General features: G+C 53.2%; 21 protein-coding genes. 9 read left to right on the top strand and 12 right to left on the bottom strand.

Annotated elements, in window-relative coordinates; translation table 11 throughout:
* Positions 1-74 precede the first annotated feature (74 nt).
* From ppsA to AC1XYH_RS07490, 6 genes are all read left to right on the top strand, one after another.
* Positions 75-2,444 carry a phosphoenolpyruvate synthase gene (ppsA, locus tag AC1XYH_RS07465; protein ID WP_483325981.1) on the top strand — a complete coding sequence of 790 codons (2,370 nt, stop codon included), beginning with the start codon at positions 75-77 and terminating at the stop codon, positions 2,442-2,444.
* Positions 2,445-2,477: 33 nt separating this feature from the next.
* Complete coding sequence (gene rraA / locus AC1XYH_RS07470) at positions 2,478-2,963, top strand: ribonuclease E activity regulator RraA (RefSeq protein ID WP_483325982.1); 486 nt, start codon at positions 2,478-2,480, stop codon at positions 2,961-2,963.
* Positions 2,964-3,056: 93 nt separating this feature from the next.
* A complete protein-coding gene (locus tag AC1XYH_RS07475) occupies positions 3,057-3,314 on the top strand; it encodes a CrfX protein (protein ID WP_483325983.1) in 258 nt (85 codons plus the stop codon).
* A gap of 9 nt (positions 3,315-3,323) precedes the next feature.
* Complete coding sequence (locus AC1XYH_RS07480) at positions 3,324-4,145, top strand: mechanosensitive ion channel family protein (RefSeq protein ID WP_483325984.1); 822 nt, start codon at positions 3,324-3,326, stop codon at positions 4,143-4,145.
* Between the two features lie 39 nt (positions 4,146-4,184).
* Entirely contained in the window at positions 4,185-4,772 is a 588-nt protein-coding gene (gene sigX / locus AC1XYH_RS07485) for an RNA polymerase sigma factor SigX (RefSeq protein ID WP_483325985.1), read from the top strand.
* Between the two features lie 90 nt (positions 4,773-4,862).
* The gene (locus AC1XYH_RS07490; RefSeq protein WP_483325986.1) at positions 4,863-5,822 is read left to right on the top strand and encodes an OmpA family protein; all 960 of its coding nucleotides are present in this window, start codon (positions 4,863-4,865) and stop codon (positions 5,820-5,822) included.
* A 72-nt stretch (positions 5,823-5,894) separates the two neighbouring features.
* Here the strand turns inward: AC1XYH_RS07490 and AC1XYH_RS07495 are convergent, their stop codons facing one another.
* The 10 genes from AC1XYH_RS07495 to AC1XYH_RS07540 all read right to left on the bottom strand — a co-directional run bounded on the left by AC1XYH_RS07495 (position 5,895) and on the right by AC1XYH_RS07540 (position 16,149).
* Positions 5,895-6,341 (bottom strand): acyl-CoA thioesterase, encoded by a 447-nt coding sequence (locus tag AC1XYH_RS07495; protein WP_483325987.1) that lies wholly within the window; start codon positions 6,339-6,341, stop codon positions 5,895-5,897.
* Positions 6,342-6,488: 147 nt separating this feature from the next.
* Positions 6,489-8,087, bottom strand: a complete 1,599-nt coding sequence (locus AC1XYH_RS07500) for an isocitrate lyase (RefSeq protein ID WP_483325988.1) — start codon at positions 8,085-8,087, stop codon at positions 6,489-6,491.
* A gap of 448 nt (positions 8,088-8,535) precedes the next feature.
* The gene (locus AC1XYH_RS07505; protein ID WP_483325989.1) at positions 8,536-9,357 is read right to left on the bottom strand and encodes a secretin N-terminal domain-containing protein; all 822 of its coding nucleotides are present in this window, start codon (positions 9,355-9,357) and stop codon (positions 8,536-8,538) included.
* Complete coding sequence (locus AC1XYH_RS07510) at positions 9,354-10,361, bottom strand: GNAT family N-acetyltransferase (RefSeq protein ID WP_483325990.1); 1,008 nt, start codon at positions 10,359-10,361, stop codon at positions 9,354-9,356. Before AC1XYH_RS07510 ends, AC1XYH_RS07505 begins: the two co-directional genes overlap by 4 nt.
* Positions 10,351-11,523 (bottom strand): JmjC domain-containing protein, encoded by a 1,173-nt coding sequence (locus AC1XYH_RS07515; RefSeq protein ID WP_483325991.1) that lies wholly within the window; start codon positions 11,521-11,523, stop codon positions 10,351-10,353. The genes AC1XYH_RS07510 and AC1XYH_RS07515 overlap by 11 nt, the downstream gene beginning before the upstream one ends.
* 143 nt (positions 11,524-11,666) lie before the next feature.
* Positions 11,667-13,037 carry an adenylosuccinate lyase gene (gene purB / locus AC1XYH_RS07520; protein ID WP_483325992.1) on the bottom strand — a complete coding sequence of 457 codons (1,371 nt, stop codon included), beginning with the start codon at positions 13,035-13,037 and terminating at the stop codon, positions 11,667-11,669.
* Between the two features lie 54 nt (positions 13,038-13,091).
* On the bottom strand, positions 13,092-13,928 hold the full coding sequence (locus tag AC1XYH_RS07525; RefSeq protein ID WP_483326323.1) for a DMT family transporter: 837 nt from the start codon (positions 13,926-13,928) through the stop codon (positions 13,092-13,094).
* A 34-nt stretch (positions 13,929-13,962) separates the two neighbouring features.
* On the bottom strand, positions 13,963-14,583 hold the full coding sequence (gene hflD, locus AC1XYH_RS07530) for a high frequency lysogenization protein HflD (protein WP_483325993.1): 621 nt from the start codon (positions 14,581-14,583) through the stop codon (positions 13,963-13,965).
* Positions 14,580-15,713 carry a tRNA 2-thiouridine(34) synthase MnmA gene (gene mnmA / locus AC1XYH_RS07535; RefSeq protein WP_483325994.1) on the bottom strand — a complete coding sequence of 378 codons (1,134 nt, stop codon included), beginning with the start codon at positions 15,711-15,713 and terminating at the stop codon, positions 14,580-14,582. The genes hflD and mnmA overlap by 4 nt, the downstream gene beginning before the upstream one ends.
* A gap of 1 nt (position 15,714) precedes the next feature.
* Positions 15,715-16,149, bottom strand: coding sequence for an NUDIX hydrolase (locus tag AC1XYH_RS07540; RefSeq protein ID WP_483325995.1), 435 nt, complete (start codon positions 16,147-16,149; stop codon positions 15,715-15,717).
* A 352-nt stretch (positions 16,150-16,501) separates the two neighbouring features.
* Between AC1XYH_RS07540 and icd the strand changes: the two genes are divergently transcribed.
* A complete protein-coding gene (icd, locus tag AC1XYH_RS07545; protein WP_483325996.1) occupies positions 16,502-17,758 on the top strand; it encodes an NADP-dependent isocitrate dehydrogenase in 1,257 nt (418 codons plus the stop codon).
* A 102-nt stretch (positions 17,759-17,860) separates the two neighbouring features.
* Here icd and cspD read toward each other — a convergent pair whose 3' ends face one another.
* The gene (gene cspD, locus AC1XYH_RS07550) at positions 17,861-18,130 is read right to left on the bottom strand and encodes a cold shock domain-containing protein CspD (protein WP_483325997.1); all 270 of its coding nucleotides are present in this window, start codon (positions 18,128-18,130) and stop codon (positions 17,861-17,863) included.
* A gap of 252 nt (positions 18,131-18,382) precedes the next feature.
* On the opposite strand from cspD, the gene clpS reads away from it, so the two are divergent.
* Positions 18,383-18,727 (top strand): ATP-dependent Clp protease adapter ClpS, encoded by a 345-nt coding sequence (clpS, locus tag AC1XYH_RS07555; RefSeq protein WP_483326324.1) that lies wholly within the window; start codon positions 18,383-18,385, stop codon positions 18,725-18,727.
* A gap of 37 nt (positions 18,728-18,764) precedes the next feature.
* Positions 18,765-21,032 carry an ATP-dependent Clp protease ATP-binding subunit ClpA gene (clpA, locus tag AC1XYH_RS07560; protein ID WP_483325998.1) on the top strand — a complete coding sequence of 756 codons (2,268 nt, stop codon included), beginning with the start codon at positions 18,765-18,767 and terminating at the stop codon, positions 21,030-21,032.
* Between the two features lie 55 nt (positions 21,033-21,087).
* Here clpA and xthA read toward each other — a convergent pair whose 3' ends face one another.
* The gene (xthA, locus tag AC1XYH_RS07565; RefSeq protein WP_483325999.1) at positions 21,088-21,903 is read right to left on the bottom strand and encodes an exodeoxyribonuclease III; all 816 of its coding nucleotides are present in this window, start codon (positions 21,901-21,903) and stop codon (positions 21,088-21,090) included.
* Positions 21,904-21,913: the final 10 nt, after the last annotated feature.

A 21,913-nucleotide genomic window follows, 5' to 3' on the forward strand; every position in this document is an offset into this window, starting at 1 on the left:
CGCATTTGTTACGGGCAGACCAGTCGTCCCCGTTGCGGTCGCCGACTAATTCATTGATTGACGGAGAGATCACCTTGTTAGAGTACGTAGTGTCCTTCGAGCACCTGGGTGTCGACGATGTAGAGCGGGTCGGGGGCAAAAATGCATCCCTCGGCGAAATGATCAGTAACCTGGCTAACGCCGGTGTCTCGGTTCCCGGTGGCTTTGCTACCACGGCAGATGCCTACCGCGAGTTTCTCCAGCAAAGTGGCCTGAATGATCGCATTAATGCCGTGCTGGATAAGCTTGATGTAGATGACGTTAACGCCTTGGCTCAAGCCGGCTCGCAGATCCGTCAGTGGGTAATGGAAGCTGATTTTCCGCCTGCTCTCGACAAGGCCATCCGCGACGAATTCGCCAAGCTTTCCGACGGCAACCCTAATCTAGCCGTTGCGGTTCGGTCTTCCGCTACCGCAGAAGATCTGCCCGATGCGTCGTTTGCTGGCCAGCAGGAAACATTCCTTAATATCCGTGGCGTTGATAACGTCATTTATGCCGCCAAGGAAGTGTTCGCATCGCTGTTCAATGATCGCGCTATCTCTTACCGCGTACACCAGGGCTTTGACCACAAGCTGGTTGCTCTGTCTGCTGGCGTGCAGCGCATGGTGCGTTCTGAAACAGGTACTGCTGGCGTCATATTTACCCTGGATACAGAATCGGGTTTCCGCGACGTGGTCTTTATTACCGGTGCTTACGGCTTGGGTGAAACCGTCGTGCAGGGTGCGGTGAATCCTGATGAGTTTTACGTGCACAAGCCCACGCTTGCCGCTGGTCGTCCGTCAATTTTGCGCCGTAACCTGGGCAGCAAAGCGATCAAAATGATTTACGGCGACGAAGCCAAGGCGGGTCGTTCGGTCAAGACCGTTGATGTTGATCTGGCTGACCGCAGCCGTTTCTGCTTGTCTGACGAAGAGATCACCAATCTAGCCAAGCAGGCGGTGATCATCGAGCAGCATTATGGCCGCCCGATGGATATTGAGTGGGCCAAAGACGGCGATGATAACCAGTTGTATATCGTTCAGGCGCGTCCCGAGACCGTTAAAAGCCGCACCACCGCCAACGTTATGGAACGCTATCTGCTGAAAGAGAAGGGCACTGTATTGGTTGAGGGGCGTGCAATTGGCCAGCGTATCGGTTCTGGCCCTGTGCGTATCGTCAACGACGTCTCTGAAATGGATAAGGTTCAGCCGGGCGATGTGTTGGTTTCCGACATGACCGACCCTGACTGGGAGCCGGTCATGAAGCGCGCTAGCGCTATCGTGACTAACCGAGGCGGTCGTACTTGCCACGCTGCAATTATCGCGCGCGAATTAGGCATTCCGGCAGTGGTAGGTTGCGGCAACGCGACCACTGAGTTGAAGGAAGGCCAGGAAGTGACCGTATCTTGTGCCGAAGGCGACACAGGCCTGATCTACTCTGGCCAGCTGTCATTCGACATCAAGAAAAACAGCGTTGATGCGATGCCGCCGATCCCGTTCAAGATCATGATGAACGTCGGCAACCCTGATCGCGCTTTTGATTTTGCCAATCTACCAAACGAAGGCGTAGGTCTGGCGCGTCTCGAGTTCATCATCAACCGCATGATTGGTGTTCACCCCAAGGCGCTATTGAATTTCGACAGCTTGCCTAGTGATGTCCAGGACAGCGTACAGAAGCGTATCGCCGGTTACGGCGATCCAGTTGGTTTCTACGTTGATAAACTGGTTGAAGGTATCAGCACCTTGGCGGCAGCATTCTGGCCGAAAAAGGTTATCGTGCGGATGTCGGACTTCAAGTCCAACGAGTATGCAAACCTGATCGGCGGCCGCTTATACGAGCCGGAAGAAGAGAACCCAATGCTGGGTTTCCGGGGCGCCTCGCGCTACATCAGTGACTCGTTCCGTGATTGCTTCGAGCTGGAATGCCGGGCGATGAAGCGTGTGCGCGACGAGATGGGGCTGACCAACGTCGAGATTATGATTCCCTTCGTGCGCACCGTCGGCGAAGCCAAGCAGGTTGTCGAGCTGCTGGACGAGAATGGCTTAAAGCGTGGCGAAAATGGCTTGCGCCTGATCATGATGTGCGAGTTGCCCGCCAATGCGCTGCTGGCCGATGAATTCCTGGAGCATTTCGACGGCTTCTCTATCGGCTCCAACGACCTGACCCAGCTGACTCTTGGCCTGGATCGTGACTCCGGCATCATTGCTCACCTGTTTGATGAGCGTAATGCGGCGGTCAAGAAACTCTTGAGCATGGCGATCTCGGCTTGTCGTGACGCAGGCAAATACATTGGTATTTGTGGTCAGGGACCTTCGGATCACCCCGATCTTGCGCGTTGGCTGATGGAGCAGGGTATTGAGAGTCTTTCGTTGAACCCGGATTCGGTCATGGACACCTGGTTCTTCCTGGCCGAGAATGGCAAGTAACGCGATTGCAACCCAGTTTTCGAGGAGAACGCAATGCACTATGTAACGCCAGATCTGTGCGATGCCTACCCGGACGTCGATGTTGTTGAGCCTATTTTCAGCAACTTCGGTGGTCATGATTCTTTCGGTGGCGAAATCGTCACCGTGAAGTGCCATGAAGACAACTCCATCGTGAAGGAGCAGGTCGACAATGATGGTACCGGCAAGGTCATGGTCGTCGATGGCGGCGGGTCGTTCCGTCGTGCTCTGCTGGGCGATATGCTGGCAGAGAAAGCAGCCAAGAACGGTTGGGAAGGTATCATCGTTTACGGTTGTGTGCGGGACGTGGATGTCCTGGCGCAGACTCCGTTGGGCATACAGGCGCTGGCAAGTCATCCGATGAAGACCGACAAGCGTGGTATTGGCGATCTCAACGTGGTGGTGAGCTTTGCCGGTGTGACCTTCCGCCCAGGTGAGTACGTCTATGCTGACAATAACGGCATTATCGTATCGCCCAAAGCGCTGCGCATGCCGGAATAAGCAACAGATTCTGTAATGGGTAAATCAAAGGGGAAGGCTGTGTTGCCTTCCCCTTTGGTATATCTAGAGTTCGCTTTTTTGCCAGGAGCCACCATGTCTGAAGATCCTCTAGAAAGCCGTTTGCGTAACCTCATGCAAGATCCTTCAGAAAGCGCTGAGGCTGATCGTGACGTTCGCCGTCTGGACCGAGTTCTACACAAAGCTCATATTCGTGGCGGCGCGTTTGATTTGATCAACCTGTTTACCCGTTGGGGTTGGGTGCTGTCAGAGGGTGGTGCGCGTGGCGCACGGCATATCAAGCCAGTCAGCCGCGTCTCGGCGATCATCCCATCCAAAGACGACAATCAATAAGAGGGCATTATGGAATTTGACGTCTGGAGTCAGAGTTTCGTAGCAGCGATGACTACCCTGTGGAGCAAGGTGGCCTCTTTTGTGCCGGATCTCATAGCAGCGCTGTTCATCATCCTGCTTGGTTTTGTTATCGCTAAAATAGTTGATGCCGTCTTGAGCAAGGGGTTAGCGAAACTGGGGCTTGATCGCTTGATGGGCGGAGCTGGTGTTAACAAAATGCTGGCTCGCATCGGAATTAACGCTCCGGTGTCGGTCATCATAGGCAAGGTGGTTTACTGGTTTGTGGTGTTGACCTTTATAGTCTCAGCCGCAGAGTCGCTGGGGCTGGCGCGGGTGTCTTCAACACTCGACGTATTTACGCTTTATCTGCCCAAGGTCTTTGGAGCGGCACTGATTCTACTTGCCGGCTTGCTGTTGTCCCACCTGGTTAATGGGGTGGTACGGGGCGCAGCAGAGAGCATGGGCGTAGAGTATGCCAGCGGCTTGGGTCGGTTTGTACAAGGCCTTTTGGTTATCATTACTGTTTCGCTCGCCATCGGCCAACTGCAAATAGAAACAGCTCTGCTAAACATGGTGATTGGTATCGTTTTGATCACTTTCGGTGGGGCGGCTGCATTGGCTTTGGGGCTGGGAAGTCGTCACACGGTAAGCCAGATCATTGCCGGCATTTATGTACGTGAGCTTTATCAGGTTGGTGACCGGATAAAGGTCGGCGACCTAGTCGGTAGCATTGAGGAAATCGGTACGATTAAAACCTCAATTTTGACTGATGATGGTCAAATGGTGTCGTTGGCCAATAGCACCTTGGTCAACGAAAAAGTGTCGCGTTGATCGTGACGAACTCCGTTTTTCAGCAAAGACCGACCAGCCTTGACCAGTCGTAATCAGCAACCTCGCCGCCGCTATGACCCGGTAACGCTCAGTGATGAAGAGCTAGTTACCGTGGCAAAAGGTGAACTGCTTCACGTTACGCTTGCTTACGAAGAGCTCATGCGACGCTATCAACGCACGTTGTTTAACGTCTGTGCGCGCTATTTGGGCAACGAAAGGGATGCGGATGACGTATGCCAGGAAGTAATGCTGAAAGTTTTACATGGCTTGAAACAATTTGAAGGGAAGGCAAAGTTCAAGACCTGGCTTTACAGCATTACCTATAATGAATGCATCACTCAGTACCGTAAAGAAAAGCGTAAAAGGCGCTTGCTAGAGGCCTTAAGCCTGGATGGGCAAGAGGATGAGTCCGAACCTGAGGCGCCCGTGGGTGAGTCCCAGGGGCTAAATTTATTGCTCGCTCACGTCAATCCGATCGATAGAGAAATCCTAGTATTACGTTTTGTTGCGGAACTTGAGTTCCAAGAAATTGCCGATATTATGCACATGGGTTTAAGTGCGACTAAAATGCGCTATAAGCGTGCTTTAGAAAAATTGCGCAATCAGATTGACAGTCCTTTTATATAAGGCTTGTATAGTAATTAGCGTAATTCAGTTATACTGCGTGCGAGTTTTGCGTAAGCTTAACGTCCTAATGGATTTGATGGGGATTCAAGAATGAAATTGAAAAACACTGTGGGTCTCGTTGTTGGTTCTGTGATTGCTGCGTCCAGCATCCCTGCTATGGCCATGAGCCAACAGGGTTCAGTGGAAGTAGAAGCCTTCGCGGATCGCTACTTCAGTGACAGTAAGTACGACATGAACGACGGTACCCTGGTGGGTGGTAGCCTCGGTTACTTCGTGACTGATGACGTGCTGTTGAATATCGGTTTGGGTAAGTACAAAGGCCTGGAAACAGACGCCACCAACACCGACATCGACGGCAAGCTGGCTCAAGTTGAAGCGGTTTACCACTTCGGCGAAAGCAACATCCGTCCTTACATCTCCGCTGGCCTGGCTCATCAAGAGCTAGAGCAAGTTGGAACTAGCCAAGATGACCGTACCACTATGGCTATGGCCGGTGTTGGTATCAAAAACTACCTGAACGAAAACTTCTTCGTAAAGGCTGGTCTTGATGCACTGTACGGCTTTGACCATGGCAACACTGAATGGCAAGCTGGCGTTGGCTTGGGTCTGAACTTTGGCTCCAAGAAAGAAGAAGCTGTTGTTGCAGCGGCTGCTCCGGTGGCAATGGCACAGCCAGAACCAGCTCCAGAAATGCAGTCTGTTCGCGTAGAACTGGACGTGTTGTTTGACTTTGATAAGGACACTATCCGTCCTGAATACCGTCAAGACATCCAGAGCCTCGCTGAGTTCATGCGTACCTACCCATCGGTTACCACTACCGTTGAAGGTCACACTGACTCCGTCGGTAGCGATACCTACAACCAAAACCTTTCCGAGCGTCGCGCTAACGCAGTACGCGAAGCGCTGATCGGTGAAGGCGTTGATGGTTCGCGCGTTAGCTCTGCCGGTTACGGTGAAGCTCGCCCGATCGCTGACAACTCAACTGACGAAGGTCGTTCTATGAACCGCCGCGTTGAAGCTGAAGTTGAAGCAGAGGTTGAAGTACGTTAATAGCGTGCTAAACCAGAAAAACCCGGCTTAGGCCGGGTTTTTTTATGTCTGTATTAATGACATTGGTCGTGCTTACTCATCTACTGAGTTGACCCCGGGAAAACGAACGCGAAAGTCATCCGGCATGGGGCGAACTTTTGAGCTTTCAAAGTGGTAAAAAACGAAACCGGATTTTGCCAGTGCCACCTGCTCTCCGTTACCTGCCTTACTTATGCGAAAAATGATGTCGCCCCCGTACTTGTTTAAATCCATCAGGCCTACTTCAAAAACCAACGCATCCCGCGAAAAGGCTTCCCGTAGATAGGTTGTCGCCAAATCCGTCACTATGATGCCAACCCCTTTTTCGCTGACTTCTTCGATGCCGAACTGGTAGAGAAAACGAGCACGCGCTTCGGAGATCATTGAGATCATGGAATCATTGGCTAAGTGATTGGCCGAATTGATGTCAGTGATTCGTACGGTCAGTTGAGTGGTGAAATAAAATTGGTTTTCGGGGAATTCGAGTTGCAGACGTGCCATAGCAAAAAAAGCCTAGTTTAGAAGAACGGGGAGGGTAGATTGGCGCGCATTCTACCTGAGCAATAGACTGCAGGACAGAAAAAAGGGGCTACCCGAAGGTAGCCCCTTTTTAACACTCAGGCCTTTCGGCCAAAACCCGGTCAGCTATTAGCCGAACTGGTTCATAGTGTTGTCTTTACCACCGGCTTTCAGAGCAGCTTCGCCAGCGAAGTACTCTTTATGGTTGTCACCGATGTCGGAGCCAGCCATGTTCTGGTGCTTAACGCAGGCAATACCCTGACGAATTTCTTCACGCTGAACGCCTTTGACGTAAGCCAGCATGCCTTCTTTGTCGAAGTAACCTTTTGCCAGGTTGTCGGTAGACAGCGCAGCAGTGTGGTAAGTCGGCAATGTGATCAGGTGATGGAAGATACCCGCTTCGCGAGCAGCATCAGCCTGGAAGGTACGAATGTTTTCGTCAGCTACTTGAGCCAGCTCAGTTTCATCGTAGTCAACGCTCATCAGCTTGGCACGGTCGTAAGCAGAAACGTCTTTGCCTGCCTCAGACATGGCGTCGAACGCCTGCTGACGGAAGCTCAGAGTCCAGTTGAACGACGGGCTGTTGTTGTAAACCAGCTTGGCGTTAGGAACGACTTCGCGGATACGGTTAACCATGTCAGCGATCTGGCCAACGTGTGGCTTCTCAGTTTCGATCCACAACAGGTCGGCGCCGTTCTGCAGGCTGGTGATACAGTCCAGTACTACGCGGTCGATACCGGTATCTTTACGGAACTGGAACAGGCCTGAAGCCAGACGCGCAGGACGCAGCAGCTTGCCATTGGACTTGATAACAACGTCGCCATTCTGAATGTCTTCAGCACTGGTGATGTAGTCGCCGTCGAGGAATGCGTTGTACTGGTCGCCCAGGTCGCCTGGCTCGTTAGTTACAGCGATCTGCTTGGTCAAGCCAGCACCCAGTGAGTCGGTACGAGCAACGATAACGCCGTCGTCAACACCCAGCTCAAGGAACGCGTAGCGAACAGCGTTGATCTTAGCGAGGAAGTCGGAGTGAGGAACGGTAACTTTGCCGTCCTGGTGACCGCACTGCTTCTCGTCAGAAACCTGGTTTTCGATCTGGATGCAGCAAGCACCCGCTTCGATCATCTTCTTGGCCAGCAAGTAGGTCGCTTCAGCGTTACCAAAACCGGCGTCGATGTCAGCAATGATCGGCACAACGTGAGTTTCGAAGTTGTCGATCTGCGCCTGGATTTCAGCAACCTTGGCTTTGTCGCCAGCGGTGCGAGCGTCGTCCAGAGCTACAAACAGCAGGTCCAGTTCACGTGCGTCAGCCTGGCGCAAGAAAGTGTACAGCTCTTCGATCAGCGCAGACACGGAGGTTTTCTCGTGCATGGACTGGTCAGGCAAAGGACCGAACTCAGAGCGCAAAGCAGCAACCATCCAGCCGGACAGGTACAGGTAGCGCTTGTTGGTGGTCTTGAGGTGCTTCTTGATAGAGATCAGCTTCTGCTGACCAATGAAACCGTGCCAGCAACCCAGAGATTGGGTATAGACAGAGGAGTCGGCGTCGTATTCAGCCATATCCTTGCGCATGATGGCAGCGGTGTACTTGGCAACGTCCAGGCCGGTCTTGAAGCGGTTCTGCGCACGCATGCGAGCCACGGATTCTGGGTTGATAGCGCTCCAGCCACTACCTGCTTGTTCTTTCAGCTCGGCAGCTGCTTTGATGTCGTTTTGATAAGCTGACATGGTCCATCCTTCAAAGTTTGCGTTAGGTTCAGCACGATTTGTCGACCCATGCCCCGCTGGCCGCAACACCGCTTAAACAAAGTTTGACTAGTAAAGGAGGAAACTGGAGAAATGCCAAGGAGGGAGGATGACAAGTGCGACAAGCGGCAAATTTCACATAAATAACGTTACCGTCATTGCGAAATCAATGCTGCTTAACACCCATTGTCTAGGTTAAATCGCTTCCCCGTCCCTCAGGACAACTTTCGTTCCAGTCGCCACCTCGTCAAACAGCTTTGTGAGCGGTAAAGACACGTGTCTGGCCGTTGGTATAGGCTTCGACTCGGAGACCTGGTTTAGGCCTCTGGCTAGCGGGAGCGACGCAATGATGAGACTTCAGGTTTTATAAGTCAATGAGGTGTAGTGTTTTTTTTGGCGCACTACATATCCTGATTCATCACGGAACAGCTCAATTCACACGCTCCACCATGAGCCGTATGCTGCTGCTGGATTGGCGTTGAGTCGAGATGCGCCGCCCGATATCGCCGTCATTACCGGTGCTCGCATCATCGAGTCCGCCAACGGTGATCCACTCGCCCAGCCGAGCTGTAACCACGGTATCAGCCCGCTGTACATCGATCACACCCTGATTATTGCGATTCAAACGATTGTTGTTGGCACTCAATGTGATGGTCGCCATATTGCCGTTAAGTCGTACTGTGGCGTAGAAGCCCTGTGTGACGTCCTGGTACTGGGTTTGTTGCACTACTCGACCGTAGGCGTCTGTTGTGCGGGTGGTGAGTGGCACGCTTTGGCCGCTCTGAATCAGTACCGGATATCCTTCATTCGCGGTGACTTGACGCACCCCATCGTTGGCAGAATGCGTCTGACGGTTGATGATTCTGGCTTGGTTGCCGTTTTTGGGGTCGCCGACGATGATGTCGGCAGGTCCTGTGCTGATACGTCCGTCTACTTGGTAACCGCGCTCTACGCCGCTGCTGCCTCCGCTATTTGAGACACTGATGAGCAGACGCGATGGCTGCTTGTCGATCTGGCTAAGGAGTGCCTTTATTTCAACAATACGGGCTGGCTCGGCGCGAATCAGTAGTTGATTGCCGTAGGCTGAAACGCGCTCATCAGAGCGCAGCATAGGCTGTATGGCCGGGATGACGTCTTCTGCCATGTTATACCCCAGCGGCACGATTTCAGTGGTAGGCGCGGCATTGGCGTAGAGCACGACAATTGAAAGACACATCCAGCTAACGAGTTTGATGACAAAGCGCGGTTTCATAGCAGGAATCTCCGAATGGCGGGATCGCTCTGGCTGCTGGCCCAGAGCTCGTCAAACTGGCTAGCCCAACGTTTGACCTGATCAGGCGTGTGGTGGCGTACAAAGCCTTCGCGCAGCCGGCTATCGGGCAGCATGAGAAAGCCTTCTGCGTCTGTCATTAGCTGCACATACTTGTGATTCATTAGTTCGGGATGCTGACAGCGTATTTCGCACAGACTCGGGAAGCGATGGGCAAGGCTGAGTAATGTGCGCTTTTGCAGAAATTCGCTGTCGACACGTTGTAGCAATATCTGGATTTTGGCTTTTGGATCACGTGCAATAAGGCGTTCGCAGGCGCTAATGAAGTCAATACGATTGAATAGCCATCGCGCCTGTTCGGGTGAGTAGATGCGCAGTCTGCGGCGGCATTGATCCACCAGCGTGGCAGCCTGCAAGGGCGCGTCAGCCTCGCCAATACCCGCCAGGCCGGTGGAATCAAAGCTCGGGGAAGGTAATTCCTGCTGGGTCACCTGCGGGTTATATATCTCGAAGCGTCCAAGTGAGTTGAACTCGATATCAGGCAAGTCCGTTTCAACTTGATCGTTTGCCTGCCAGCACATGTCCTGGTGGGGGATTCCTGCGTCTAGGTATTCAGCCGAGCAAACGCTAAAGCCCAGCTTGTTGTAAAAATCCGTGGCTTGAGTTTGCGCAGAAAGGTGTAGCTCCTGCATGCCCGAGCTGTGAGCATGCCTGATGATGTGCTGCATCAGCTCGGCTCCCAGACCTTTACTGCGATGCTCAGAAAGCACGGCTACCCGACCGATGTGACCGTCGCCAAGCAGGCGAGCGGTCGCCACGGGTTCCTGCTGGTAAAACAACAGGAAGTGGGTCGCGCCTTCGTCCTGCGAATCCCACTCCATGTCCTCCGGCACGTGCTGTTCGTCGATAAACACCTGTTGCCGGATATCCCTTAATACCTTGCCGTCTACCCAGGCAACGGTAGTGATGTGTATCTCATTCATCATCCCTCTCCAACAGGAGATACCCCTTATCCAGTAATTGTTCCAATAGTTCAATTGCTCCAGCGTCTTGCTGCCATTGCTCCAGCGCCTCTGGTGACAAGTAACTCTGATTGCAGATCAGCTGCACCAGGGCCTTTAGTTCGCCGGGCACCCGGCAATGTTCGCCGGAGGCAAAAAGCTCAATTTCGCTACTCTCAGTGACGCGGTAAGCCAGCCTGACGCAAGGGTTGTGAATCAACCCGTACCCAGCATTGAGACCGGCTAGTAAATCAGCATCGTCATCGATGTAGTTTTGCGCTAGTTCCGGGTACTTGGCCTCGGTCATGTGGCGGCCAAACCAAGTGGCTAATGCTTCCTTATTTTGGACCAGCTCAAGAATGCTTTGTTGCAGACGATCAATCGATTCCGGATCAATGGCAGCGGGATCTTGTGGCTGTTTGAGACCTGCATCACTGTAACGGACGTCTTCGCTCAATTGATGAGCAAGGTAATCAGTGAAATGCACCAGCACTTCTTGGTGGCTGGGGGCACGAAAGCCGATGGAGTAAGTTAAGCAATCGGTTTCGGCAATACCGTCATGGGCGATGCCGGGCGGGATATAAAGCATGTCGCCGGGTTCAAGCACCCACTCATCCTGACACTCAAAGTCCCGCAGAATGCGCAGATCAGGATTGTCCTGTAGGGCGCTTTCACTGGTGCAGTGCTGGCCGACGCGCCAGCGACGCTTGCCTTCGACTTGCAGTAAAAACACGTCGTAGTTGTCGAAATGCGGCCCGACACCGCCACCCGGCGTGGCATAGCTGATCATGACATCGTCAACGCGCCAGCTCGGTAAGAAGCGGAAGCGTTGCAACAGCTCGGCAACCTCGGGCACAAATTGGTCCACTGCCTGTACTAGTAGCGTCCAGTCTTGCTCCGGCAACTGTTTGTAATCTTCGTCGCTGAATGGCCCCCGACGAAGCTCCCAAGGATGGCTGCCATTTTTGATGATAATGCGTGACTCAACCTCTTCTTCCAGAGAGAGACCGGCCAGCTCGTCAGGTTCCACCGGGCTGCTGTAGTCAGGAATGGCCTGACGAATCAGTAGCGGTTTACGTTGCCAATACTCACTGAGAAAACGCTCTACGCCTACATCACCGAGTAACGCGTCAAATTCTGAACTCATGTTATGCAATCCTGAAATAGCAAACGCCCGGAAGACCCGGGCGTTATGGTGCGATGCTTAAAAGTGGATCTGAATTCAAAGCCTAGCCGGTCGTTGACCAATAACCAGCCAATGGATTGGTATCCAGTTACCCACGCTAAAAATTAAATACGTTTCGCTTGTTCTACCGCGCTGCCGATATAGTTGGCAGGCGTCAGGCTTTTCAGTTCCTGCTTGGCTGCATCAGGGATATCCAGCCCTTCGACGAACTCCAAAAGAGCCTCAGGGGTAATGCCCTTGCCGCGGGTTAGATCTTTGAGCTTCTCATAGGCATTCTCTACACCAAAACGACGCATGACAGTCTGAATCGGCTCAGCCAACACTTCCCAGCAGTTGTCGAGGTCTTCAGCAATGCGTTTAGCGTTCAGCTCCAGCTTGCTGATGCCCTTCAGTGACGACTCGTAGGCAATGACGCTATGGGCAAAGCCGACGCCCAAATTGCGCAACACAGTGGAGTCGGTCAAGTCGCGCTGCCAGCGAGAGATCGGCAGCTTACTTGCCAGGTGCTGCAGGATGGCGTTAGCGATGCCCAGGTTACCTTCGGAATTTTCGAAGTCGATCGGGTTAACCTTATGCGGCATGGTGGATGAACCAATCTCGCCGGCGATGGTTTTTTGCTTGAAGTAACCAAGCGAAATATAACCCCAAATGTCGCGATCAAAGTCGATCAAGATGGTGTTAAAGCGCGTTACAGCATCGAACAGCTCAGCGATATAGTCGTGCGGCTCGATTTGCGTGGTATAGGGGTTGAAGTCCAGCCCAAGGGTATTTTCGATAAAGTTCTTTGCGTTGGCTTCCCAATCGACATCGGGGTAGGCCGACAGGTGTGCATTGTAGTTGCCCACCGCGCCGTTGACCTTGCCCAGCAGAGGGATGCTTTCCACCTGCTTGATCTGGCGTTCGAGACGGTACACCACGTTTGCTAATTCTTTGCCCAAGGTGGTGGGGGAGGCAGGCTGACCGTGGGTGCGTGACAACATCGGGACAGCTGCATGTTCCACCGCAAGAGCACGGATGTTATTGGCGATCTGGCGCATCAGCGGCAGAAGAACATCATCGCGGCCGGCACGCAGCATGAGCGCATGCGACAGGTTGTTGATGTCTTCGGAGGTGCAGGCAAAGTGGATGAACTCACTTACCTTCTCCAGTTCCGGCAGCCTTTTGGCCTGCTCCTTGAGCAAATACTCTACGGCCTTCACATCGTGATTGGTGGTGCGTTCGAACTCTTTAATGCGCTCGGCGTGAACCACATCGAACTGCTCTGCCAGCACATCGAGAAGCTGATTGGCCTCGGCTGAAAAAGGGCCGATCTCAGTCAGGCCCGGGTGAGCAGCCAGACACTGCAGCCAGCGGACTTCCACCTGCACGCGGAAACGGATCAGACCGTATTCACTAAAAATAGGACGCAAACTGGCGGTTTTGCTGCCGTAGCGGCCATCAACGGGAGATACGGCGGTCAGCGAGGAGAGTTGCATAAAAGAGTTCTCGTCAAAAAAAGCTGGCGGAAAAGGCGCAAATCATACACCAATTCACGTGATTTTGGACCGACTTGAGGGGGTCGAAATGCTCAGCAGGCTGGCAGCAAAAATTAACCCTGCACCTACCCATGAAGACCAGCCCGGCAGCTCACCCCACAGATACCAAGCGAAAGCACCAGAAAAAACGATCGCTAGGTAGCTCAGCGGCCCGATTTTACCCGGAGGTGCCAGTGCGTAGGCCTTGGACATGACCAGTTGGCTGGTAGTCGCAACCAAACCAATAGCAAGCAGCAGCAACATTTGCTGAGACGTTAGCGCTTGCCGCGCCCAAAGCATGGGGATAGCGGAGAGCAGGGTGGAAAAAGTGGCGAAATAAAACACGATACGGCTGGCCGGCTCACTATTGCTCATAGCGCGGATGGAGACGAAAGCGGCAGCGGCAAGCAGGCTGGCGGCAACTCCGGCGAAGGCTTTGGGCTCAAACAGGGCACCAGTGGGCTTGGCGACCATCAGCACGCCGACAAAGCCAATCAACACCATGCCAATGATGCGTGGCGTTAGACTCTCACGTAGCCACCACCAAGCGAGCAACGGCGTAAAGACCGGTGCTGCGTAGGTAAACACCATGGCATCGGCCAAAGGTAGGTGAGCGATGGCATAGAAAAAGCAGTACATGGCCCCAAGGCCATAGAAGGTGCGCAGGAAGTGCCCGCCAAGGCGTTGCGTGCGAAAGGGTGCAAAGCCCTTGATCAGCATCATCGGCATGAAGAAGAACACGCCCACCAGATTGCGAAAGAACACGACTGTTTCGTTGTTAACGCCGACCGAGACTTCGCGAATAAGTACGCCCATGACGGCAAACAATAGGGCGGAAAGCGCAAGTAACATCGCGCCCTGACGCGGATTGTCCTGACGGACTAGTTCAACCACGCAGCAAGGCCTTGGTCGCGTCCAAAAGCTTTTTGCGCTGGAGCAGCAGTTGCCAGCGATGGCCGCCAACCTGGCGCCATAGTGTGGCGCCGCGGATGCCTGCCAGCAGCAGCGCACGGATGCGGTTGGCGATATCGGGTTGCTGCAGATGGCGCATGTCGCCCTGCACCTGAATACGCAAGCGCAATGTGCTGAGTGTGTCTTGATAGGTTGCGCCGAGTGAGGCCATGACGTTGTCATGCAATATGCCAAAGTGCTCGACCTGGTGTTCCGTCTGGCCAATGCGTTGGCCTAGTACTTGTAACATGTCGCTGCGCTTGGAGAGCTGCCTTTCAAGAGTCAGAAGGTTCATTACATAGCGCAATGAATCGCGCTGCAATGCAGCGGTATCGCGTTCCAGCATGGCCTCCAGCGCTTGCAAGCCACTGCGAATCTGGTGCGCACTGCCGCCGTACACGCTCAGTACATCGTCTGGCGAGGTAATCAGGATGCTATTGGCCAGGCAGCGGGTCGGGCCCTCTGCAGACTGGCCGCTGCGGGCGAGTTTATCTACCTGCAATGTCGCCTCAAAAATCGCACCCAAGGCAATGGCCTGCTCGCGAATGCTGTTCATGCTGCACGCTCGTCAAACGTCGGCTCAGCCGTCTCGATTACGCCGCCACCCAGGCAGATGTCGTCTTGATACAACACGACGGATTGCCCAGGTGTGACTGCCCGCTGAGGTTCGTCAAATACAATGCGGTAGCCTTCAGGTGTTGATTCCAATACGCAGCTCTGGTCGGGCTGGCGATAGCGCACTTTGGCCGTCAGACGCACGGGCTGTGTTGTTGCGGGCGACTCATTCACCCAATAGATGTGTGAGCAGGTGAGGGCGGAGGCAAATAACCAGGGGTGATTGTTGCCCTGGCCGACTACCAATATGTTGTTGCTGAGGTCTTTCTTGAGCACATACCAAGGTTCGTCACCGGCTCCTTGCAAACCGCCAATGCCGAGGCCTTGCCGTTGACCAATGGTGTGGTACATCAAACCGTGGTGGCGGCCTATCACTTCCCCATCGATCGTTTGAATGTCGCCGGGTTGTGCGGGCAAATACTGCTTGAGAAAATCACTAAAACGGCGCTCGCCAATAAAGCAGATACCGGTCGAGTCTTTTTTACGCGCGGTGGCCAGCTCGTATCTTTCAGCGATGCGGCGCACCTCTGGCTTTTCTAGTTCGCCGACCGGGAACAGTGTGCGAGCGATCTGTTCGGCGGCAACGGCATGCAGAAAGTAGCTCTGATCCTTGTTGCCATCAAGGCCGCGCAGCAATAACGTTTGGCCGTCCCGTTCGGCACGGCGCACGTAGTGTCCAGTAGCGATCAGGTCAGCACCCAAGGCCAGGGCGTAGTCCAGGAAGGCTTTGAATTTGATTTCACGGTTGCACAGGATATCCGGGTTAGGCGTGCGGCCTGCCTTGTACTCTTCAAGGAAGTGCTCGAATACATTGTCCCAGTACTCGGCTGCGAAATTGGCCGTATGCAGCTTGATGCCCAGCTTGTCACTGACCGCTTGTGCATCCGCCAGATCGTCCATGGCGGTGCAGTAATCGGTGCCATCGTCTTCATCCCAGTTCTTCATGAACAGGCCTTCAACCTGGTACCCCTGCTCCAGCAGTAGCGCTGCAGAGACAGAAGAGTCCACGCCGCCGGACATGCCGACAATAACGCGGGTTTGATCAGGGGCTTTGTCTGTAAAAGTGTTCATGTCAACGAATCAGATCCAATGAATGGTGCGGTTTGTTCAGGTAATCGGTGATGCAGTCGAGCACTAAGTAGCTACGCAGTTTATGGCGTTGCTCTTCGAGTTCTTCAAGGGTCATCCAGCGCGCTCTAATAATGCCATCATCCAGTGCTTGCGCAGCGTCATGCCGCAAGGCTTTGGCGCTGAAGCAGGTACGCTGATAGGTCACACCGTTAGCTGCGGTGAACAGATAAAGCCCTGTAATCGCGGTCAGTTCAACGCTCCAGCCGGTTTCCTCTTGGGTTTCACGTACCGCGGCTTGCAATAATGTCTCCCCCGATTCCAGGTGGCCCGCTGGTTGGTTGAGCACAACTTTGCCGTCGCGGCGTTCTTCAACGATCAAAAAACGGCCGTTATGTTCAACAATGCAAGCAACGGTGAGATGGGGAGTAAAGCGCATGACGGGCCCTCGACAGGTGGCATAGGGTAGCGTAAAGCTGCTGTTGGGTGAACCATCACGCTGGTGGATAACATGAAGACTAGTATTGACAGCAAAAGCGTCTAGGATTCTGATAGTCGAAGGTTTGTAGTGACGATTGTAGTGTTACTACATGATTTTGGTTTTTTGCGATCAATCAGCGTGTTTAAACCCAAGCATGTAGGTCGTCATGATAGGTTTCAAGAAAAATGCGTGACTTTTTGTAGGAAAACTACAACAATACCGCAGCTCAAAATCCGTATTCTTATTCAGAGCCTTCGGGTTACCCGCTCGTAGGCTGCTAGTGACAACGACAACATACACGGAGTCAAAAATGGGATACCAAAAGATCCAGGTGCCGGCTAGCGGCGACAAAATTACCGTAAATGCTGACCTTTCCCTGAATGTACCCAATAACCCTGTCATCCCTTATATCGAAGGTGACGGCATTGGTGTTGATATTTCCCCTGTAATGATGAAGGTCGTCGACGCTGCCGTCGAAAAGGCCTATGGCGGCAAGCGCAAGATTTCCTGGATGGAAGTTTACGCTGGCGAAAAAGCCACTCAGGTTTACGATCAAGATACTTGGCTGCCGAAAGAAACCCTGGAAGCGGTCAAGGATTACGTTGTATCCATCAAGGGTCCGTTGACCACCCCAGTAGGCGGTGGCATTCGCTCCTTGAACGTGGCGCTGCGTCAGGAACTGGATCTGTACGTATGCCAGCGTCCGGTTCGCTGGTTCACCGGTGTACCAAGCCCGGTCAAGAAGCCGCAAGACGTCGATATGATCATCTTTCGTGAGAACTCCGAAGATATCTACGCAGGTGTTGAGTTCAAGGCTGGCACTCCTGAAGCCAAGAAAATCATCAAGTTCCTTACCGAAGAAATGGGCGCTACCAAGATCCGTTTCACCGACATGTGCGGTATCGGCATCAAGCCGGTTTCTGAGGAAGGCACCAAGCGTCTTTCACGTAAAGCTCTGCAGTACGCGGTAGACAACGATCGCGAGTCGGTCACTATCGTGCACAAAGGCAACATCATGAAGTTCACCGAAGGTGCCTTCAAAGAGTGGAGCTACGACATTGCTCGTGATGAGTTTGGCGCTGAGCTGCTGGATGGCGGCCCTTGGATGCAGTTCAAAAACCCCAAAACCGGCAAGAACATCGTCGTTAAGGATGTAATCGCTGACGCCATGCTGCAGCAGATATTGTTGCGCCCGGCTGAGTACGACGTGATTGCGACTCTGAACCTGAACGGTGACTACCTATCCGACGCCCTGGCGGCTGAAGTAGGCGGCATCGGTATCGCTCCAGGCGCAAACTTGTCTGATTCGATCGCCATGTTTGAAGCGACCCACGGTACTGCGCCCAAGTACGCAGGCCAAGACAAGGTCAACCCTGGTTCACTGATCCTGTCCGCAGAAATGATGCTGCGTCACATGGGTTGGCTAGAAGCGGCAGACCTGATCATCAAGGGCACTGAAGGCGCTATCGCCAACAAGACAGTGACCTATGACTTTGAGCGACTGATGGATGGCGCCCAGCTGCGCAAGTGCTCTGAGTTCGGTGATGACCTGATCGCTTCCATGTAAGAAAAGGTACTGGGCCGGTAACGCCGGCCTGGCGCTGGTAGCAGTAACAACAAAGCCGGCTTGCGCCGGCTTTGTTATGTGCACTGGAATCAGATGAGAGCTTTAATGGTTCATTGCGGTCTCGGCTGAAACGTCTTCATTTTCCAGTTGTTTCTTGCTAGCTTGTTCAGCTGGACACTGAATATTGATTGCATGCAATCCTTTCGGGCCCTGGATGATGTCAAATTGTACGGGTTGACTGGCCTTCAGCGTCTTGTAACCATCCATCTGGATAGCTGAGTAGTGTGCAAAAAGGTCTTCTTCCCGACCGTCAGCTACAATGAAACCGTAACCTTTAGCGTTGTTGAACCATTTGACCTTACCGTTCTCCATACTGCATCCCTCTGATAACTTGTCACGTCATGTGAATGTGCATCGTCCGGTGCTGACTGAGAGTCAATGGGGTATTTAAATCGTGACTGATCAGTCAAGCACACTTACAATTTTTATCACCTAATTGAGGCAAGTCAAGCCAGCCTCTGACAAGCTGTGTACCAGTACGCACTTTTAAGATGAACGGCCCATTTACTAATGCAACCAGCGAAGCGAAAGATGTTTTCAATGACAGAATTTCAACTAACCTTAATGACAGGTTCAGTTATTAAAGGATCGGGCGATCCAGAGCACGAGGATGATCACGGGCTTGCCGTAGAGACCAGCAAGCCCGAGCTCAAACCGCCGTCGCGCTATAAGGTCGTCTTGCTTAATGATGACTACACGCCGATGGACTTTGTGGTCGAAGTGCTCGAACGTTTTTTCTCGCACAACCGCGAAAGTGCTACGCAGATCATGCTGAAGGTGCATACTGAGGGCAGGGCGGTGTGCGGTATCTACACCCGAGATATCGCTGAAACCAAGGCAGCAGAAGTTAATGATTATGCAAAAGAATGCCAGCACCCGCTAATGTGTCAGATTGAACGGGAAGCGTAATAAAGCGATTTTTCATCGCGTGAGATGAGGTGGCAAAATGCTCAATAGAGATCTCGAGATCACCCTGAACCTGGCGTTCAAGGAAGCACGCAACAAACGCCACGAATTCATGACAGTAGAACACTTGCTGCTAGCCCTACTGGATAACCAGGCTGCGGTAGATGTGATTAATGCTTGCGGTGCCGATATGGATCGGTTGCGCCGGGAGCTGACTGAGTTTATAGACTCCACCACCCCGTTGATTCCCAAACAGGATCATGACCGCGAAACCCAGCCTACGCTGGGCTTTCAGCGCGTACTGCAACGCGCTGTGTTCCACGTGCAAAGCTCCGGGAAAGGAGAGGTCAGCGGCGCGAACGTACTGGTGGCAATTTTCAGCGAGCAAGAAAGCCAAGCGGTATTTTTCCTCAAGCAACAACAGATCGCGCGCATCGACATAGTTAATTTCATCTCGCACGGGATTTCTAAAGTACCGGGCGATGCTGAGCCTATGGGCGAAGAGCAGGAGTCAATGGACGATGAAGGTGGCGAAGGCGCCACATCCAGTAATCCGCTCGAGGCATACGCTAGCAATCTGAATGAGCAAGCGCGTAAAGGCCGCATTGACCCTTTGGTCGGGCGCGCTTCAGAAGTTGAGCGTGTCGCGCAAATTTTGATGCGTCGCCGCAAAAACAACCCATTGCTGGTTGGCGAGGCAGGTGTCGGCAAGACCGCCATCGCGGAAGGCTTAGCCAAGCGCATCGTTGACGGAGAGGTGCCAGATATTCTCTCTGAAGCGGTAGTATATTCGCTCGATCTGGGCTCTTTGCTGGCTGGCACTAAATATCGCGGTGACTTTGAGAAGCGTTTCAAGGCACTACTGAAGGCGCTGCGCAAGCGTCCTCACGCGATTCTGTTCATCGATGAAATTCACACCATCATTGGTGCGGGTGCCGCATCCGGTGGCGTTATGGATGCGTCTAACCTGCTTAAGCCGCTGCTATCATCAGGTGAAATTCGTTGCGTCGGTTCGACTACTTACCAAGAGTTCCGCGGCATCTTCGAGAAGGACCGCGCATTGGCGCGGCGCTTCCAGAAAGTGGACGTCGTTGAGCCCTCGGTGACCGATACCATTCAGATCCTCAAAGGGCTCAAGAGCCGTTTTGAAGATCACCATAGTATCCGCTATACCGATGAGGCTTTGAAGGCCGCTGCGGAGCTGGCTGATCGTTACATTAATGATCGCCATATGCCCGACAAAGCGATTGATGTGATCGACGAGGCGGGTGCCTATCAGCGCTTGCAGTTGCCTGAGAATCGTCCTGAGTTCATTGATGTGCCTGAGGTGGAAGCAATTGTTGCCAAAATTGCGCGCATTCCGCCGAAGCACGTTTCGTCCAGTGATAAGCAATTGCTGCAGAACCTGGATCGCGATCTAAAGTTAGTGGTGTTTGGTCAAGATGATGCGATCGAAGCTCTGTCCACTGCGATCAAACTGTCGCGTGCCGGACTGAAGTCAGCGGATAAGCCGGTTGGCTCTTTCCTGTTCTCGGGCCCAACAGGGGTAGGTAAAACCGAGGTGACTCGACAGCTGGCCAAGAGCCTTGGTGTCGAACTATTGCGCTTTGATATGTCGGAATACATGGAGCGGCATACCGTGTCGCGGTTGATCGGCGCACCTCCGGGCTACGTCGGTTTTGATCAGGGCGGTTTGCTGACCGAGGCTGTTACCAAGAACCCGCACTGCGTGTTGTTGCTCGATGAGATTGAGAAGGCGCACCCTGAGGTGTTTAACCTGCTGTTGCAGGTAATGGATCACGGCACCCTGACCGATAACAATGGCCGCAAGGCGGATTTCCGCAATGTGATCATCGTGCTGACCACCAACGCCGGTGCTGAAAGCATGACGCGTGCGTCTATCGGCTTTACTCATCAGGATCACAGCAGCGATGGTACGGAGATCATCAAAAAGTCTTTCACGCCGGAGTTCCGCAACCGTCTGGACGCGATTATTCAGTTTGGCCGTCTGACCCACGACAGCATCAAGTTTGTGGTCGACAAGTTTCTTACCGAACTGCAGGCGCAACTGGAAGATAAGCACGTGTTGCTGGAGGTGGATGAAAGTGCACGTAACTGGTTAGCGGAGAAAGGGTACGATCCGTTGATGGGCGCGCGACCTATGGCGCGGTTAATCCAGGACAAAATCAAGCGGCCGTTGGCTGAGCAGATTTTGTTTGGTGATCTGGCGGAGAACGGCGGTACGGTACACATCACCTTGCGTGATGGTGAGCTTGAGATCGAAGTGCCTGAAGCTGAAATGGCCTGATTTTAGCCCTGAAATAGAAACGCCCGAGCGGTCGATCGCTCGGGCGTTTTTTTGTCTAGAGTTTGAAATTACTCCAGATTGGTGCGTGATCCGAAGGTTTTTCCATAGCCCGAATGTCGTAGTCGATACCGCTGTCAGTGCAGGTTTCGAGTAAGCCTTGGCTGGCCATGACCATGTCGATACGCAGGCCACGCTTGGGGTTGTCTTCAAAGCCCCGGCTGCGGTAATCAAACCAGCTGAATCGATCGTTCACCTGTGGGTGCAGATGGCGGAAGGTGTCGACCATGCCCCAGGCCTTCAAGCGTTGCATCCACTCGCGCTCTTCCGGTAAGAAACTGCACTTGCCTGTGCGCAGCCAGCGTTTGGCGTTATCAGCACCAATGCCGATGTCAGCGTCGGTATCGGAAATATTCACGTCACCCATGATGACGATGCGTTGATCGGCACTGAAATCCTGCTCAAGATGTGCCTGCAAATCAGCGTAGAATTTCTCTTTAGCGGGAAACTTGGTGGGGTGGTCTCGGCTTTCGCCCTGCGGAAAATAACCATTAAAAACGAACAGCGGTTCGCCGTCGTCGCAGGGGATCGCGGCGCTGATCATGCGGCGCTGAGCCTCGTCGTTATCCTTGGGCAAACCTTTTCGCACCCACAGGGGCTCTTTTCGGCACAGCAAAGCTACGCCGTAATGGCCTTTTTGGCCGTGAAAGTAAACGTGGTAGCCCAGTTTTTCGACTATCTCCAAGGGAAACTGAGGATCATCTACCTTGGTTTCTTGTAGCCCGATAACATCGGGGGAATGACGCTCCACCAGTTCGCTGAGCTGATGAGGGCGTGCCCGCAGGCCATTGATGTTGAAAGACACTATTTTCATGAGCAATTCC

This window comes from Pseudomonas sp. GW-45 (assembly GCF_056896675.1).

Bases quoted from the DNA above. Each gene is read 5' to 3' on its own strand.
- rraA (WP_483325982.1), top strand. From the start codon at position 2,478: ATGCACTATGTAACGCCAGATCTGTGCGATGCCTACCCGGACGTCGAT.
- AC1XYH_RS07475 (WP_483325983.1), top strand. From the start codon at position 3,057: ATGTCTGAAGATCCTCTAGAAAGCCGTTTGCGTAACCTCATGCAAGAT.
- AC1XYH_RS07480 (WP_483325984.1), top strand. From the start codon at position 3,324: ATGGAATTTGACGTCTGGAGTCAGAGTTTCGTAGCAGCGATGACTACC.
- AC1XYH_RS07490 (WP_483325986.1), top strand. From the start codon at position 4,863: ATGAAATTGAAAAACACTGTGGGTCTCGTTGTTGGTTCTGTGATTGCT.
- AC1XYH_RS07495 (WP_483325987.1), bottom strand. From the start codon at position 6,341: ATGGCACGTCTGCAACTCGAATTCCCCGAAAACCAATTTTATTTCACC.
- AC1XYH_RS07500 (WP_483325988.1), bottom strand. From the start codon at position 8,087: ATGTCAGCTTATCAAAACGACATCAAAGCAGCTGCCGAGCTGAAAGAA.
- AC1XYH_RS07505 (WP_483325989.1), bottom strand. From the start codon at position 9,357: ATGAAACCGCGCTTTGTCATCAAACTCGTTAGCTGGATGTGTCTTTCA.
- AC1XYH_RS07510 (WP_483325990.1), bottom strand. From the start codon at position 10,361: ATGATGAATGAGATACACATCACTACCGTTGCCTGGGTAGACGGCAAG.
- AC1XYH_RS07515 (WP_483325991.1), bottom strand. From the start codon at position 11,523: ATGAGTTCAGAATTTGACGCGTTACTCGGTGATGTAGGCGTAGAGCGT.
- purB (WP_483325992.1), bottom strand. From the start codon at position 13,037: ATGCAACTCTCCTCGCTGACCGCCGTATCTCCCGTTGATGGCCGCTAC.
- AC1XYH_RS07525 (WP_483326323.1), bottom strand. From the start codon at position 13,928: ATGTTACTTGCGCTTTCCGCCCTATTGTTTGCCGTCATGGGCGTACTT.
- hflD (WP_483325993.1), bottom strand. From the start codon at position 14,583: ATGAACAGCATTCGCGAGCAGGCCATTGCCTTGGGTGCGATTTTTGAG.
- mnmA (WP_483325994.1), bottom strand. From the start codon at position 15,713: ATGAACACTTTTACAGACAAAGCCCCTGATCAAACCCGCGTTATTGTC.
- AC1XYH_RS07540 (WP_483325995.1), bottom strand. From the start codon at position 16,149: ATGCGCTTTACTCCCCATCTCACCGTTGCTTGCATTGTTGAACATAAC.
- icd (WP_483325996.1), top strand. From the start codon at position 16,502: ATGGGATACCAAAAGATCCAGGTGCCGGCTAGCGGCGACAAAATTACC.
- cspD (WP_483325997.1), bottom strand. From the start codon at position 18,130: ATGGAGAACGGTAAGGTCAAATGGTTCAACAACGCTAAAGGTTACGGT.
- clpS (WP_483326324.1), top strand. From the start codon at position 18,383: ATGACAGGTTCAGTTATTAAAGGATCGGGCGATCCAGAGCACGAGGAT.
- clpA (WP_483325998.1), top strand. From the start codon at position 18,765: ATGCTCAATAGAGATCTCGAGATCACCCTGAACCTGGCGTTCAAGGAA.
- xthA (WP_483325999.1), bottom strand. From the start codon at position 21,903: ATGAAAATAGTGTCTTTCAACATCAATGGCCTGCGGGCACGCCCTCAT.